Below are 15944 nucleotides of genomic sequence, written 5' to 3'. Positions count from 1 at the left end.
GGTTGTATGTCAGAGAACAAACTCTCACGCCGTACTTTTCTGACGGCGGGCTCTGCGCTTGTCGTGCTGCATTCTCCCGTTGTTCGCGCGCTTGAATCATCGGGCAGCGTCAACATTCAGGATTACAACCCACAGGATTGGGTGGCCTCTTTCAGGCAGGCGTTCAAAGAAGGGCAAATGGTCGTCGTACCAAAAGGCCTGGAATGTAAGGATCTCAATACTGCTATTGTTATTCCGCCAGGCAAAACGCTCTTCATACAAGGGCGAATAAGTGGCAATGGCCGTGGGCGCTTTATTCTGCAGGATGGATGCAAAGTGGTGGGCGAGCAGGGCGGGAGCCTGAAGAACGTTACCCTGGATGTGCGTGGTTCGGACTGTGTAATAAAAAGGATTGCCATGAGCGGTTTCGGTCCGGTGACGCAAATCTATATCGGCGGTAAAACTTCAAGGCTGATGCGTAATCTGATTATTGATGATATTACTGTCACACGCGCTAACTATGGGATTTTACGTCAGGGTTTTCATAACCGAATGGATGGCGTAAAGATTACAAACTGCCGATTTAGCGATCTCCAGGGAGATGCCATTGAGTGGAATGTGGCTATCAACGACAGCAACATCCTCATTTCTGACCATGTCATTGAACGTATTAACTGTACCAATGGCAATGTGAACTGGGGCATCGGTATCGGGCTGGCGGGCAGTACCTATGACAATAGCTATCCCGATGAACTGGCGGTGAAAAACTTCGTGGTGGCGAACATCACCGGTACCGACTGTCGGCAGTTAGTTCATGTGGAGAACGGCAAGCATTTTATCATTCGTAATATTACCGCGCGAAATATCACACCGGATTTCAGTAAGAAAGCAGGCATTGATAATGCGACGGTTGCTATTTATGGATGTGATAACTTCGTGATTGATAATATCAATATGGAGAACAGCGCAGGTATGCTCATTGGTTATGGCGTCATCAAAGGTCGATATTTATCCATTCCACAAAACTTTAAGCTAAATAATATCCATCTCGATAACACCAAACGTGAATACAAATTACGCGGAATTCAGATCTCCTCTGGTAATGCAACGTCATTCGTGGCCATCACCAACGTGGAGATGAAGCATGCCACGCTTGAGTTGCACAACCAACCGCAGCACCTTTTTTTACGTAACGTCAGGGTGATGCAGCAATCGGCTACGGGTCCCGCACTTAAGATGCACTTCGATCTGCGCCAGGACGTACGCAGTAAGTTTATGGCTAAGCAGGACACCTTGCTATCACTGGCGAATATCCATGCGGTAAACGAAAGCGGGCAAAGTTCAGTTGACATTGACCGGGTAAACCATCAGGTGGTGAATGTTGAAGCGGTGAATTTTCGACTACCGGGGCAGGGGAGGTAACTTTGCGACCATTCCTGGCTCAAGTCGCACATACTTGAGCTTAAGATTACTGCATTCTACAGATAAGCGGCGTAACATACGCGGCAACTGTACAATGTAATTCATACTGGCTAAAACAAGCTAAAAAGCTATAATTCAGCAACTAATGAATAGGTGAATGACTTAATGATTAATTTGAAAGCAGTTATTCCGGTAGCGGGTCTGGGGATGCACATGTTGCCAGCCACTAAGGCAATCCCTAAAGAGATGCTGCCGATCGTAGACAAGCCGATGATTCAATACATTGTCGACGAAATTGTAGCTGCAGGTATCAAAGAAATCGTTCTGGTAACTCATGCGTCTAAGAACGCGGTTGAGAACCACTTCGACACTTCTTACGAACTCGAATCGTTGCTTGAGCAGCGTGTTAAGCGCCAGTTATTAGCCGAGGTGCAGTCTATCTGTCCTCCGGGCGTGACTATCATGAACGTCCGTCAGGCTCAGTTACTGGGTCTGGGTCACTCCATTCTTTGTGCTCGTCCTATCATTGGTGATAACCCGTTTGTCGTGGTATTACCTGACGTTATTCTGGATACCGCAAGTGCGGATCCGCTGCGCTACAACCTCGCTGCTATGGTTGCTCGTTTTAATGAAACCGGGCGCAGTCAGGTGCTGGCTAAGCGTATGGAGGGCGATCTGTCTGAATACTCTGTTATTCAAACCAAAGAGGCTTTGGACAACGAAGGTAAAGTCAGCCGTATCATTGAGTTCATCGAAAAACCGGATCAGCCGCAAACGCTGGATTCCGATCTGATGGCCGTAGGACGCTATGTACTTTCTGCTGATATCTGGGCAGAGCTGGAAAAAACTGCTCCAGGTGCCTGGGGACGTATTCAGCTGACTGATGCCATTGCAGAGTTGGCTAAAAAACAGTCTGTTGATGCGATGCTGATGACGGGTGACAGCTACGACTGCGGTAAAAAGATGGGCTACATGCAGGCGTTTGTGAAGTATGGGCTGCGTAGCCTGAAAGAAGGTCCGAAGTTCCGTAGGAGCATCGAGAAGCTACTGAGCGAGTAGATATTTACAGGTCTTTGTGACGGTAAGCCAGAAAAAATAGCGGCAGCTAACATCCAAGCTTCTATGCTTTAAGCAATGGAATGTTACTGTCGCTTTTTTATGAAAAATGACCAATAACAACAAGTTAACCTACCAAGTTTAATCATGGCTTTGTCAGATTTTTTCTTGTTTCTGCTGGCATTTGGTAAGACAATTAGCGTTTGAATTTAACAGAGCTTTGCGATAGCTGGCGGGGCTGGTTACATCTTTGGAATTTAGGTAGTGCTCTGGTAGCTGCAAGGCCAGGGGCGGTAGCATACCTAAAAATGTGCAGGCTTCTGCAGGTTTTCAAAAAATAGAGTTATGAGTCTAATAAAGAATAGTTTTTATAATTTGGCAGGTTTTGCAATTCCAACATTAATTGCTGTACCTGCCTTAGGTTATCTTGCTCGAGTTATAGGCGTCGAAGCTTTTGGTATATTCACATTGGCATTTGCAATTGTGGGTTATGCTAGTATTTTTGATGCAGGGCTCAGTCGTGCTGTCATTCGAGAAATTTCTATTTATCGTGATGACTTGCAAGAACAGTATAAAATTATCGCCACATCAGGTATAGTAGTATTGTTTATGGGCTGTACGGCCGCAATTCTTTTATTACTGAGTGTACCGCATCTTAATTCGTTTTTAAAAGTGTCAGTAGATATGAGAGATGAAGTTCGTCAGTCTTTCATATTACTGGCATTTATTATTCCAATTTATCTATTAAATCAGATATGGTTAGCATGGTTGGAAGGCCATGAGAAATTTATTAACATTAATATACAGCGTTCAATTAGTAATTCAGCAATTGCTGGGCTCCCTGCTTTATGCTGTATTTTCCAGCCTACATTAAAATCCGCGATCATTGGTTTAATATTCGGTAGGTTAATTTCATTTATAATTACATGTTTTATTTGTAGAAAAATAATAATTTCCAGTGGTATAAATTTTAGCAGGAAAACATTTATACGGCTTATAAAATTTGGAGGATGGCTAACGATTAGTAATATAATCAGCCCTATGATGGTCTATTTTGATCGGTTTGTAGTGTCAAATTTATTAGGCGCGGGTAAAGTCGCTTTTTATACTGCCCCCTCAGAAGGCATCGGTCGACTATTAAATATTCCAGCTGCTTTAGCAAGAGCCTTATTTCCTAAGCTTAGTTATGCGCAATCAGCTGAGGAAAGAATAAAGCTTGAAAAGCAAAGTATTCTATTGATGTCTATTATTTGTGTTCCCGTGGTCATCATATGCTTGTTCTTTTCAAAGCAGCTAATGTCCTTATGGATGGGAGAGGAGTTTGGCATTCATTCAGCGCACATCTTACAGGTCCTAATTGTAGGGTTTTATTTTAACGCCTTAGCTCAGATCCCATATTCACTAATACAGGCCGCAGGAAAAGCTAAGTTTACAGCATTTATTCATCTTTCTGAGATAATCCCGTATCTTATCATTCTGTATGTTTTAACTTTACATTATGGATTATTAGGTACAGCTATCGCTTGGACAGGCCGAGTAGCTTTAGATGCGCTGTTGCTAAAGATTGTATCAAATAAATTACGAATTTATAAAAGATAAATTAATATGGACTACAAAATATTTGCAATCATTGTCACCTATAATCCGGATAATTCAGTACTTGATGAGTTTGTCAGAAAAATAACACATCAGGTATCTAAGGTGATTATTGTTGATAATAGTGAGCCTTCACAAGTTAATAGCTACAAGGATGTGGATATTGTTCGACTGAATGACAATGTCGGTATCGCTGAGGCGCAAAATATAGGGTTGCAGAAAGCGATGGATGAAAATTGTGATTTCATTTTTACCTTTGATCAAGACTCGCAGATTTCAGATTCATACTGCAAAAAAATGATTGCTGAGTATAATAAATTTAAAGATCAGTATCCTATTGCTTGCATAGGTCCAACAATTAATCAGCAATCAACAGATCATCAACCAAAACATTTGGAACTAGCTGAGAAAGATTTTATTATTTCTTCTGGCGCTCTTTTTCCTCTACATGCCTTTCAAACCGTGGGGATGTTTAAAGCCGATTGGTTCATCGATATGATTGATGTTGAGTGGAGCCATCGTGCACGAAAGAAAGGATATCTTTCTTTTGAAACTCCACGTGTAATAATGAACCATAATATTGGTGAAAACGAGTATCCAAAACTCTTTATTTGGGAGGTTAGAATAGGCTCGCCTGTACGACAATATTATCTTGTACGAAATTGGATTTTCTCATTAAAATCAAAGAGTTTTGACATGAGGAGCAAACTTATAATTATTTTTCTTTTGCTAAAAAAAATACCTCTTTTTGCGATTATGACACCCAAAAGGAAACGAATTAAATTTATTTTGCAAGGTATTTGGGATGGAGTTATAGGCAAAGGAGGAAAATACTCATATTAAAATGAGTGTTTAAATAACTATGAATCAGGATATCCATGTTGATGTTATTCTTGCTGCTCATAATGGTGCCAAATTTATTCAGCAGCAAATTTTTTCTATTTTGGAACAATCGCATACGGCGCTAAATTTAATTGTTACAGATGACGGGTCTTCTGATGGTACAGTTGACCTTATTCATAATATTTCGAAGCAAGATCCTAGGGTTAGTTGTCATGTTTGTAATAATGCCGCAGGAGTTGTGAAAAACTTCAATAATGGAATCCAATTCAGTACAGCGGATTATATTCTTTTTTGCGATCAAGACGATGTGTGGGAAAAAGATAAAATAGAACTGATGCTTAATGAGATTCGTGAACAAGAGATAATCAACGGAGAAAAAGTCCCTTGTTTAGGCTTTTCAAACCTTAGAATAGTTGATGAAAATCTTAACTTAATAAATGATGATTTTTACAATTATTCAAAACTTGATCCGAATAATAATTTGGCATTAAATTATTTAACTTGGCGATCGTCGGTTTATGGCTGTACAGTTATTATGAATTCAATACTTCTCAAAATGGCCGGAATGGTGCCTGAGCATATTGCAATGCATGATCACTGGTATGCTTTTCAGGCTGCGAGGAGTGGGAAAATATTTTATCTGGCTCGGCCTCTTGTTAATTATCGCCAACACTCAGCAAACGTTGTAGGTGCCCAACAACGTAGTACCTTCGCTAGAGCTAAAAGAGTGAAAAAGACCTTATCAGGAATTAAGCGCTCAGTCGTATCGGCGCGAATAATGCTTAATCTGTTAGAAAATAATGAATGTAAAAGGAAATTAACTTTTTTACAAAAGATACGTTTCTTGCATAAATATGTTAAACCCTATTATACTGAGAGGTTTGCCTACAGTGTAATTTTCTCAATACTTTGGTTGATTTATGAATAAGCTAATTGTTCTTTCCGGTGTTAATATGGTTGAAGGCGGTATTTTGACCGTATTCAGGACGATGATCACTACATTTAGCAAAGTCTCTGGGGTGAGGTTAATTTGCTTGGTTCACGATGTCAATCTATTTGAACAATTTAAGTCACAAGAAAATATTGAATTTTATGAGTATAAAAATATTAAAACAGGCTGGCTTAAAAGACTCAAGTTTGAATATATAACTAGCTTTACATTGAGTAAAGAACTAAATCCAGATGCTTGGATATGTCTGCACGATATGTCTGCACGGGTAGCTACGGCCAACCAATTTGTGTATTGCCATAACCCATCTCCATTTTATCAGGCAAGTCATCTCGATCTTAAGTATGATCGAACTTTTTTCTTGTTTACCAAACTTTACAAATATTTATATCGCGTTAATATCAAATCTAATAAGCTAGTCATTGTGCAACAGCAATGGATTGCAAAGTATTTTAAGGAAAACTATAGTATTAATAATTTGTTGGTTGCCCGCCCTGAGGCAGAAAATATAAGAAACCGTGAAACCGCTCAATGCAACTCAGTGTCTACTGGAGTAAAAAGATTGCTGTACCCAGCATTTCCAAGAACTTTTAAAAATTTCAATATACTTCTTGATGCGATGGCAATCTTAAAAAAACAACAAATACATATCTATAATAAATTAAACATAATATTGACCTTTAATAAAGGAATGACGAAATTTGGAGATTTTATTATTTTTGAGTGTGAAAGGCGTGGGTTGCAAAATATACATTTCATTGGTCTGAAAAGTAAAGAAAAATTAGATGATATATATCGCAATGAAACCGATGCTCTAATTTTCCCTTCTAAGCTTGAAACATGGGGTCTTCCTCTTTCTGAAGCAAAAGAGTTTAAATTACCAATTCTTTCTGCCGATCTACCCTATGCTCATGAGACAATAGGAAATTATGAAAGAGTGAACTTTTTCAAACCTGATGATGCTGTTTTGTTGGCCGAAAAATTAGCTGCCTTTTCCCAAGGTGAAGATATTTTCGGGCCGACTACATTTACTGATGATCCTGCATATTTGGTTAGTCACAGTTGGGCTGAGTTAGCGAAACAGATTATTGATTCTTTGGAAATGAAATAATGAGCTCTACTTTAAAAATTGGTATTGCGGTAGTGACTTATAATGGTGGGGAAATTTGGGAGAAAGCGGCGCAAGCTATTCATCTAAATTGTCAACCCGGTACTGATGTCGTGGTTGTGGACTCACAAAGTAAGGACAACACCCAAGCAGTTGCCCAACAGTATGGATTTATTGTCCATGAGATCCAGCAGCATGATTTTAATCATGGTGGTACTCGTAATCTAGCTATGGATATTTTTCATGATAAGGATTATGTTATTTTTCTGACTCAGGATGCTATTCTTGAAACTAGAAATAGTGTGGCTACATTAATCAATTTTATGGTCGAAAATGATCTATGCGCTGCATATGGTAAGCAACTTCCTCATATTGATGCTAATCCAATAGCTGCCCATGCACGTGAATTTAATTATGGATGCGAGTCGTTGATAAATCAGCTAGATTGTATCCCTATTCGTGGCATCAAAACTGCTTTCATGTCTAATTCATTTTCCGCTTATAAAGTAGATGATTTTCAGCGTATTGGTGGTTTCCCAACTGACACTATCCTTTGTGAAGATATGTTTTTTGCGGCGAAAGCTATTCAACATAATCTAAAAACAGGCTATTGCTCTGAGGCTGCAGTCCGTCATTCACATAATTACTCAATTATCGAAGAATATAAGCGTTATTTCGATATTGGTGTTTTCCATCAAGATGAACCGTGGATTCAGAAAAAGTTTAATGCAGTATCGTCAGAAGGTAATAGATTTATTAAGTCAGAGGTGATTTATCTAATGAGACATAATCCATTGTTAATTATTAAAGCATTTATGAATAATGTGGCAAAATTAATTGGATACAAAATTGGATTAAGATATAAAAATCTCCCGCTTAGTGTCATAAAAAAAATGAGTATGCACAGGAATTACTGGAAGAATTCTTATAATAGGTGAGTCATGTTAAAGAATAAGTTTAAGCATAATGTACCGAAATATGTTTTCGCAAGTGTTGATTTTTTTGTCTATATATCCTCTCTTTTTGTAGCAATGATGCTTACCAAGCATTTTTTTGGCGGTGACTTATCACCTTTTCTGCCTGGGGAAGATTATAATTACCGAGTACTCTCTCACTTCATTCTTGGATTCGTCGCTGTAGCGTGGTTTGGAATTCGCTTACGCCATTATACATACAGGAAACCATTCTGGAATGAGCTAAAAGAAATACTACGAACAGTCATCATTTTCGCTGTAATAGATTTGGCGATCGTCGCGTTTTCAAAATGGCATTTTTCTCGCTATCTTTGGGCTTTTACTTGGTGTGGGATTTTTATATTTATACCGGTCGGCCGAAATTTAGTTAAGCGATTCCTAAAAAAGATAGGTATGTGGAAAAAGAAAACTATTATTCTAGGTGGCGGTGTTAACGCTTATGATGCATATCAAGCATTAATGAGTGAAAAGAACTTAGGCTATGATATTCAATATTTATATACTGTCAATGGCAAAGTTGAACCTATTAGTGAAGATATTAAGCTTCTTACAGAAGAGGAAGATATCTACAAAATTGAAGATTTTAGAAACATCCAATTTATCCTTGCATTTGATGATGGTGACTATCAACAATTAGATCGATGGCTTAAAAATCTCACAAAGAAAAAATGTCGTTCGATTTCAGTAATACCTACAATTCGTGGTGTGCCATTGTATGGAACAGATATGGCATTCATCTTTAGCCATGAAGTCTTATTACTTAGAGTAAATAACAATCTAGCTAAACGTAGTTCTCGTTTTGTTAAACGAACTTTTGATATTATAGTCTCTAGCTTTCTTTTAATTTTACTTTCCCCACTACTTATTTATCTGAGCCTTAAAGTAAAGAAAGACGGTGGGTATGCTATTTATGGGCATGAAAGGGTCGGTCGAAAAGGAAACTTATTTAAATGTCTTAAATTTCGCTCAATGGTGATGAATTCGCAGGAGGTGCTACAAAACCTGCTTGAAAGTGATTCTCAAGCCAGAGATGAATGGGAAAAAGACTTTAAGTTACGAGATGACCCTCGAATTACTCCAATAGGAAAATTTATTCGACGTACCAGCTTGGACGAACTTCCGCAACTCTTTAATGTTTTGAAAGGTGAGATGAGCTTAGTAGGTCCGCGACCAGTTATCGCTGAGGAACTACTACGCTATAACGATGAAGCTGATTACTACCTCATGGCAAAACCAGGTATGACTGGTTTATGGCAGGTAAGTGGACGAAATGATGTCGATTATGAAAAACGTGTATATTTTGATTCATGGTACGTTAAAAACTGGTCTCTATGGAATGATATCGTTATTTTATTTAAAACAATTAGTGTCGTTTTAAAACGCGACGGTGCTTATTAATCCTATTAAAGGTGCGATGATGAAAGTTATTGATACTAAGATCAATGGTGTTAAGATCATAGAACCCAAAGTATTTGAAGATGTACGTGGTTTCTTTTTGGAAACATTTAACGCCCAGCGTTATAAGAAAATGTTAGATATTGAACATGATTTTATCCAGGATAACCATTCACGTTCAGTCAAAAATGTTTTACGCGGCTTACATCTCCAGACCAATAATCCACAAGGCAAGTTAGTTCGTGTGGTCCATGGAGAAGTACTTGATGTGGCCGTTGATATCCGTAAAAATTCACCAACTTTTGGTCTTTGGGAGTCAGTAATTCTTAGCGAAAGCAATAAAAAACAATTTTGGATCGCGCCAGGACTTGCTCATGGTTTTGTTGTTCTCTCTGATGTCGCTGATTTTGAATATAAGTGTACAAATTATTACGATCCTGCAAGTGAAAAATGTATTTTATGGAATGATGCTGATCTGAATATTGAATGGCTGGTATCCGATCCTATTCTTTCTGATAAGGATATGAAAGGATTAACTTTTAAAGAATATGCTTCTCAACTTTAATTTATAGGTCTATTTGATGAAAATTCTGGTAACAGGCGGTGCGGGCTTTATTGGTTCTGCAGTGGTTCGATATATTATAAATAATACCGCTGACTATGTTGTCAATGTTGATAAATTGACCTACGCAGGTAATCTAGAATCGTTAAAAAGCATTGCTGATAATGAGCGTTATTCTTTCGAGAAAGCAGATATTTGCGATAAAGCTGACATTGAACGCATTTTCGAACGTCATCAACCTGATTTAATTATGCATTTGGCTGCAGAAAGCCATGTAGATCGCTCAATTTCTGGTCCGGCAGATTTTATTGAAACGAATATTGTAGGTACATACACATTGTTAGAGGTGTGTAGAGCTTACTGGAATAACTTAGAAAGTTCACGTAAAGAAGCGTTCCGATTTCATCATATTTCAACTGATGAGGTTTACGGTGACTTACCGCACCCGGATCAATGGGAAGGCGATAATGATTCATTACCGTTGTTCACCGAGGAAACAGCTTATGCACCAAGCAGCCCATATTCAGCTTCAAAAGCATCCAGTGATCATTTGGTGCGTGCGTGGAAGCGGACTTACGGTTTACCGACAATTGTTACTAATTGCTCTAATAACTATGGTCCATATCACTTTCCAGAAAAACTTATACCTCTGGTGATACTGAATGCCCTTGAAGGAAAACAATTGCCAATCTATGGCAAGGGTGATCAAATTCGAGACTGGCTATATGTAGAGGATCATGCACGTGCGCTTTATTGCGTATTGACTAAAGGCACGCCAGGAGAAACCTATAACATAGGCGGGCATAATGAGAAAAAAAATATTGAAGTGGTTCATGCAATTTGTGATTTACTTGATGAACTCGTTCCATCTTCAACTTCATACCGTGAACTAATTAGCTGGGTTGCAGATCGACCGGGCCATGACCGTCGTTATGCTATAGATGCGGATAAAATCAAAAATGAACTTAATTGGTCCCCTCAGGAAAGCTTTGAGTCCGGGATTCGCAAGACTGTCCAGTGGTATCTCGACAATACAGAGTGGATAAATAATGTGAGAAGCGGGGAGTATGCTAACTGGATTAAGCATAACTATAAGGATCGAGTGTAATGAATATACTATTATTTGGTAAGGGCGGGCAGGTAGGTTGGGAGCTACAGCGGGCATTGGCCCCTTTGGGTAAATTGACTGCACTAGATTTTAATTCTAGTGAGTATTGTGGTGATTTTGCCAATCCCGAAGGGATTGCCGAAACTATACGCCGAATCAAACCTGATGTTATTGTTAATGCTGCTGCATATACCGCAGTTGACAAAGCAGAGTCCGAATCTGAGTTGGCGTATATAGTGAATGCCGAGAGTGTTGGGGCTATTGCATCGGAAGCCAAAAAGATCGATGCTTGGGTTATCCACTACTCCACTGATTACGTTTTCCCTGGTGATGGTGACATTGCAAAGAAAGAAACTGACCCGACGAATCCGCTCAATGTTTATGGTGAAACCAAACTAGCTGGTGAGCAATTATTGCAGCAACATTGTGAAAAATATCTTATATTTCGTACTAGCTGGGTCTATGCTGGTAAAGGGAATAATTTTGCCAAGACTATGCTAAGATTGGCAAAAAAAAATGTGACTTTGTCGGTTATCTGTGACCAATTTGGTGCACCGACTGGTGCTGAGTTGCTTGCTGATTGCACTGCTCACGCCATTATCACCGCACAAGCTAGGCCAGAAGTCGCTGGCTTATATCATTTGGTTGCATCTGGGGTTACAACTTGGGCTGATTACGCTGAATTGGTTTTTGCTCAAGCACGTAAAGCAGGGATTGAATTAGCTGTTAAGGATGTCAGAAAAATATCAACGAGTGAATATCTGACACCAGCTTGCCGTCCTGGAAACTCCCGTCTTTCAACGGAAAAATTTCAGACGACTTTCAATCTGCAGTTACCACAATGGCAGGTTGGTGTGAAGCGGATGTTGGCTGAACTATTTACCGCATCGTCACTTTGATCCCTACTCTTTGGCATAAACACTATTTGAGATAAAAAATGACAACTCGTAAAGGTATTATTTTAGCAGGTGGTTCAGGAACACGACTTTACCCAGTTACAATGGCGGTGAGTAAGCAATTATTACCGATCTATGATAAACCGATGATTTACTATCCACTGACCACGTTAATGCTGGCAGGGATTCGAGATATACTTATTATCAGTACACCCCAGGATACGCCTCGATTTGAACAACTGCTAGGTGATGGGAGTCAGTGGGGACTGAACTTAAAGTATAAAATACAGGATAGTCCTGATGGTCTGGCTCAGGCTTTCATTATTGGTGAAGAGTTCATAGGTGATGATAGTTGTGCGCTAGTGTTAGGTGATAATATTTTCTACGGTCATGATTTACCAAAATTACTTTCAAACGCAGTGAAAAAAGAATCAGGTGCGACTGTTTTTGCTTATCATGTCAATGATCCAGAGCGATATGGCGTAGCCGAGTTTGATGAGACAGGCAAGGCTATCTCCTTAGAAGAGAAGCCCGCAAAACCTAAAAGTAACTATGCAGTGACTGGACTTTATTTCTATGATAATAGTGCAGTTTCCCTAGCTAAGACCCTGAAGCCTTCGGCGCGCGGTGAGCTAGAAATCACAGATATTAATCAACTTTATCTGGAGCAAGGAAATCTCTCCGTTGAGATGATGGGACGTGGTTATGCGTGGCTTGATACTGGTACTCACCAGAGTCTCATCGAAGCTAGTAATTTTATTGCAACTATTGAAGAACGTCAGGGGTTAAAAGTTGCTTGCCCGGAGGAGATTGCATTCCGTAAAGGATTTATCACTGCTGACCAGGTTCTCAAACTTGCTGAACCGATGGCAAAGAATAACTATGGAAAATATCTTGCTAAATTGATTAAATAGTTATTGTGAACTCATAATATACACACTTGAGTTTTTAGATGAATTGTATTCCTGAGCGACTAATGTTGCTTTTAAAGGAAGATATGTATCACTTAATTTTCATCAGGTGGTACATAATCAAATTTCAATTGTTTTTATAGTTCGTGTTTTATATTGAACCTAACTTCAATTCTATTATTATTTTGTGATTAATTCAGTGATTTTGACTGTTTGATTTTTGCTATTTTGTGAAATTAAAGGCTATTCAAAATTGCTATTATCGAGTTAATATCTAGACCACATCTCAAGCCGCGTTTACGTCGCGCGGTGACCACACCTGACAGGAGTATGTAATGTCCAAGCAACAGATCGGCGTCGTCGGTATGGCAGTGATGGGGCGCAACCTGGCGCTCAACATCGAAAGCCGTGGTTATACCGTCTCCATCTTCAACCGCTCCCGCGAGAAAACTGAAGAAGTTGTTGCCGAGAACCCGGGTAAGAAACTGGTTCCTTATTACACGGTGAAAGAGTTCGTCGAGTCTCTTGAAACCCCACGTCGTATCCTGTTAATGGTGAAAGCGGGTGCTGGCACCGATGCTGCTATTGATTCCCTGAAGCCGTATCTGGATAAAGGCGACATCATCATTGATGGTGGTAACACCTTCTTCCAGGACACCATTCGTCGTAATCGTGAACTGTCAGCTGAAGGCTTCAACTTCATCGGTACCGGCGTGTCCGGCGGTGAGGAGGGGGCCTTGAAAGGTCCGTCTATTATGCCTGGCGGCCAGAAAGAAGCGTACGAACTGGTTGCGCCGATTCTGACTAAAATCGCCGCTGTTGCTGAAGATGGCGAACCGTGCGTGACCTATATCGGTGCCGATGGCGCAGGTCACTATGTGAAGATGGTGCACAACGGGATCGAATATGGCGATATGCAGCTGATTGCGGAAGCCTATTCTCTGCTGAAAGGCGGTTTGAACCTGTCTAACGAAGAGCTGGCAACTACTTTCACCGAGTGGAATGAAGGCGAGCTGAGCAGCTATCTGATCGACATCACCAAAGATATCTTCACCAAGAAAGACGAAGAGGGTAAATACCTTGTTGATGTGATCCTGGACGAAGCGGCGAACAAAGGCACCGGTAAATGGACCAGCCAGAGCTCTCTGGATCTGGGCGAACCGCTGTCGCTGATCACCGAATCCGTATTCGCTCGCTACATCTCTTCTCTGAAAGACCAGCGCGTTGCGGCATCTAAAGTGCTGTCTGGCCCGCAGGCTAAACTGGCTGGTGATAAAGCAGAGTTTGTTGAGAAGGTCCGTCGCGCGCTGTATTTGGGCAAAATCGTCTCTTATGCTCAGGGCTTCTCTCAACTGCGTGCCGCATCTGACGAATACAACTGGGATCTGAACTACGGCGAAATTGCGAAGATCTTCCGCGCGGGCTGCATCATTCGTGCGCAATTCCTGCAGAAAATCACCGACGCCTATGCTGAAAACAAAGGCATCGCGAACCTGCTGCTGGCTCCGTATTTCAAAAATATCGCTGACGAATATCAGCAAGCGCTACGTGATGTAGTGGCTTATGCTGTGCAGAACGGTATTCCGGTACCGACCTTCTCTGCAGCGATAGCCTACTACGACAGCTACCGCTCTGCGGTACTGCCGGCTAACCTGATCCAGGCCCAGCGCGACTACTTTGGTGCACATACGTATAAACGCACCGATAAAGAAGGCGTGTTCCACACCGAATGGCTGGATTAATCTGATTTAGTCTAACTGTGAATCCAGGCCCGGAGCGCTCCTCCGGGCTTTTTTATTGCCAAAAAATGGGATTCAGTCAGGTCCGATATCCGGTGTTGTAGCAAATCACGATATACTGGCGCAATGCAGAGCCGATGCGCCACGTTGTTGGCAGCGTGTTCACCCTCAAATGTTCAACCGGAAGAAGTTACACAGCGAATGAAGATAACTATCTCAGGAACAGGTTATGTAGGTTTGTCGAACGGTATTCTGATTGCCCAGCACCACGAAGTGGTCGCTCTGGATATCGTTCCGACGAAGGTCGAGATGCTGAATCAGAAAAAATCGCCGATCGTTGATAAGGAGATCGAAGAATATCTGGCGACAAAACAGCTGAATTTCCGTGCAACGACCGATAAGTATGATGCTTACCGCGACGCGGACTACGTTATCATCGCGACACCGACTGATTACGATCCGACAACTAACTACTTTAACACTTCGAGCGTCGAGTCAGTGATCCGCGATGTGGTCGAAATCAACCCAAATGCGGTGATGGTAATTAAATCAACGATTCCGGTTGGCTTTACGAACTCCATTAAAGAACAGTTGGGTATCGACAATATTTTCTTTTCGCCAGAATTCCTGCGTGAAGGTCGTGCGCTATACGACAACTTGCATCCGTCCCGTATCGTTATTGGTGAACGTTCCGAACGAGCCGAGCGTTTTGCCGCGTTGCTGCAGGAAGGTGCGGTTAAAAAAGACATTCCGACGCTGTTTACCGACTCTACTGAAGCCGAAGCCATCAAGTTGTTCGCTAACACCTATCTGGCGTTACGTGTTGCCTACTTTAACGAGCTGGATAGCTATGCAGAAAGTCTTGGCTTGAACTCACGGCAGATTATTGAAGGTGTGTGCCTGGATCCGCGTATCGGTAATCACTACAACAATCCGTCATTCGGCTATGGTGGTTACTGCCTGCCGAAAGATACTAAGCAGTTGCTGGCTAACTACGCGTCTGTACCGAATAACATTATTGGCGCGATTGTTGATGCGAACCGTACGCGTAAGGACTTCATTGCAGATTCTATTCTTGCGCGTAAGCCTAAGGTGGTCGGCGTGTACCGTTTGATCATGAAAAGTGGTTCCGATAATTTCCGGGCATCATCGATTCAGGGCATCATGAAGCGCATTAAAGCCAAGGGCGTACCCGTTATTATCTATGAACCGGTCATGGAAGAGGATGAATTTTTCCATTCCCGAGTTGTGCGTGATCTTAATGCGTTCAAAAATGAAGCGGATATTATTATTTCTAACCGCATGACGTCAGAATTAGCTGATGTTGCCGATAAAGTTTATACCCGCGATTTGTTTGGTAGTGATTAATCTCGTCTCCATAAAAAAGGCCTTATAAAAGGCCTTTT

General features: G+C 40.9%; 14 protein-coding genes. All 14 read left to right on the top strand.

What is annotated here, in order from left to right; genetic code table 11:
- Positions 1–6 precede the first annotated feature (6 nt).
- The 14 genes from wcaM to ugd all read left to right on the top strand — a co-directional run bounded on the left by wcaM (position 7) and on the right by ugd (position 15906).
- Entirely contained in the window at positions 7–1401 is a 1395-nt protein-coding gene (gene wcaM / locus WN16_RS18370; protein WP_044701921.1) for a colanic acid biosynthesis protein WcaM, read from the top strand.
- A 165-nt stretch (positions 1402–1566) separates the two neighbouring features.
- Complete coding sequence (gene galF, locus WN16_RS18365; RefSeq protein WP_003844310.1) at positions 1567–2460, top strand: GalU regulator GalF; 894 nt, start codon at positions 1567–1569, stop codon at positions 2458–2460.
- 342 nt (positions 2461–2802) lie between these two features.
- Complete coding sequence (locus tag WN16_RS18360; protein ID WP_003844308.1) at positions 2803–4056, top strand: flippase; 1254 nt, start codon at positions 2803–2805, stop codon at positions 4054–4056.
- Between the two features lie 6 nt (positions 4057–4062).
- On the top strand, positions 4063–4896 hold the full coding sequence (locus WN16_RS18355; RefSeq protein ID WP_044701922.1) for a glycosyltransferase family 2 protein: 834 nt from the start codon (positions 4063–4065) through the stop codon (positions 4894–4896).
- Positions 4897–4915: 19 nt separating this feature from the next.
- Positions 4916–5824 (top strand): glycosyltransferase family 2 protein, encoded by a 909-nt coding sequence (locus WN16_RS18350; protein WP_044701925.1) that lies wholly within the window; start codon positions 4916–4918, stop codon positions 5822–5824.
- A complete protein-coding gene (locus WN16_RS18345) occupies positions 5817–6956 on the top strand; it encodes a glycosyltransferase (protein WP_016150595.1) in 1140 nt (379 codons plus the stop codon). The genes WN16_RS18350 and WN16_RS18345 overlap by 8 nt, the downstream gene beginning before the upstream one ends.
- Positions 6956–7891: a glycosyltransferase gene (locus WN16_RS18340; RefSeq protein ID WP_044701927.1), complete on the top strand. Its 936-nt coding sequence runs from the start codon at positions 6956–6958 to the stop codon at positions 7889–7891. The genes WN16_RS18345 and WN16_RS18340 overlap by 1 nt, the downstream gene beginning before the upstream one ends.
- 3 nt (positions 7892–7894) lie before the next feature.
- Positions 7895–9325, top strand: a complete 1431-nt coding sequence (gene wbaP / locus WN16_RS18335; protein WP_003844301.1) for an undecaprenyl-phosphate galactose phosphotransferase WbaP — start codon at positions 7895–7897, stop codon at positions 9323–9325.
- Positions 9326–9344: 19 nt separating this feature from the next.
- Positions 9345–9887 (top strand): dTDP-4-dehydrorhamnose 3,5-epimerase, encoded by a 543-nt coding sequence (rfbC, locus tag WN16_RS18330; protein ID WP_003844299.1) that lies wholly within the window; start codon positions 9345–9347, stop codon positions 9885–9887.
- 16 nt (positions 9888–9903) lie between these two features.
- On the top strand, positions 9904–10992 hold the full coding sequence (gene rfbB / locus WN16_RS18325) for a dTDP-glucose 4,6-dehydratase (protein ID WP_003844298.1): 1089 nt from the start codon (positions 9904–9906) through the stop codon (positions 10990–10992).
- The gene (gene rfbD, locus WN16_RS18320; RefSeq protein ID WP_044701929.1) at positions 10992–11891 is read left to right on the top strand and encodes a dTDP-4-dehydrorhamnose reductase; all 900 of its coding nucleotides are present in this window, start codon (positions 10992–10994) and stop codon (positions 11889–11891) included. Before rfbB ends, rfbD begins: the two co-directional genes overlap by 1 nt.
- 38 nt (positions 11892–11929) lie before the next feature.
- On the top strand, positions 11930–12802 hold the full coding sequence (gene rfbA / locus WN16_RS18315) for a glucose-1-phosphate thymidylyltransferase RfbA (protein WP_044701931.1): 873 nt from the start codon (positions 11930–11932) through the stop codon (positions 12800–12802).
- Between the two features lie 332 nt (positions 12803–13134).
- Entirely contained in the window at positions 13135–14541 is a 1407-nt protein-coding gene (gene gndA, locus WN16_RS18310) for an NADP-dependent phosphogluconate dehydrogenase (RefSeq protein ID WP_032936740.1), read from the top strand.
- Positions 14542–14739: 198 nt separating this feature from the next.
- The gene (gene ugd, locus WN16_RS18305; RefSeq protein WP_044701934.1) at positions 14740–15906 is read left to right on the top strand and encodes a UDP-glucose 6-dehydrogenase; all 1167 of its coding nucleotides are present in this window, start codon (positions 14740–14742) and stop codon (positions 15904–15906) included.
- Positions 15907–15944: the final 38 nt, after the last annotated feature.

The organism is Citrobacter sp. ABFQG, assembly GCF_004322975.1.
In the GTDB taxonomy this organism is placed as follows: Bacteria; Pseudomonadota; Gammaproteobacteria; order Enterobacterales; family Enterobacteriaceae; genus Citrobacter; species Citrobacter freundii.
Note: the sequence above shows the minus strand (reverse complement) of the source record. Positions and strands in the feature narration are given on the sequence as shown.

What these genes read in the sequence shown, in the direction of transcription:
- wcaM (WP_044701921.1), top strand. Translation starts at nt 7, where the DNA reads ATGTCAGAGAACAAACTCTCACGCCGTACTTTTCTGACGGCGGGCTCT.
- galF (WP_003844310.1), top strand. Translation starts at nt 1,567, where the DNA reads ATGATTAATTTGAAAGCAGTTATTCCGGTAGCGGGTCTGGGGATGCAC.
- WN16_RS18360 (WP_003844308.1), top strand. Translation starts at nt 2,803, where the DNA reads ATGAGTCTAATAAAGAATAGTTTTTATAATTTGGCAGGTTTTGCAATT.
- WN16_RS18355 (WP_044701922.1), top strand. Translation starts at nt 4,063, where the DNA reads ATGGACTACAAAATATTTGCAATCATTGTCACCTATAATCCGGATAAT.
- WN16_RS18350 (WP_044701925.1), top strand. Translation starts at nt 4,916, where the DNA reads ATGAATCAGGATATCCATGTTGATGTTATTCTTGCTGCTCATAATGGT.
- WN16_RS18345 (WP_016150595.1), top strand. Translation starts at nt 5,817, where the DNA reads ATGAATAAGCTAATTGTTCTTTCCGGTGTTAATATGGTTGAAGGCGGT.
- WN16_RS18340 (WP_044701927.1), top strand. Translation starts at nt 6,956, where the DNA reads ATGAGCTCTACTTTAAAAATTGGTATTGCGGTAGTGACTTATAATGGT.
- wbaP (WP_003844301.1), top strand. Translation starts at nt 7,895, where the DNA reads ATGTTAAAGAATAAGTTTAAGCATAATGTACCGAAATATGTTTTCGCA.
- rfbC (WP_003844299.1), top strand. Translation starts at nt 9,345, where the DNA reads ATGAAAGTTATTGATACTAAGATCAATGGTGTTAAGATCATAGAACCC.
- rfbB (WP_003844298.1), top strand. Translation starts at nt 9,904, where the DNA reads ATGAAAATTCTGGTAACAGGCGGTGCGGGCTTTATTGGTTCTGCAGTG.
- rfbD (WP_044701929.1), top strand. Translation starts at nt 10,992, where the DNA reads ATGAATATACTATTATTTGGTAAGGGCGGGCAGGTAGGTTGGGAGCTA.
- rfbA (WP_044701931.1), top strand. Translation starts at nt 11,930, where the DNA reads ATGACAACTCGTAAAGGTATTATTTTAGCAGGTGGTTCAGGAACACGA.
- gndA (WP_032936740.1), top strand. Translation starts at nt 13,135, where the DNA reads ATGTCCAAGCAACAGATCGGCGTCGTCGGTATGGCAGTGATGGGGCGC.
- ugd (WP_044701934.1), top strand. Translation starts at nt 14,740, where the DNA reads ATGAAGATAACTATCTCAGGAACAGGTTATGTAGGTTTGTCGAACGGT.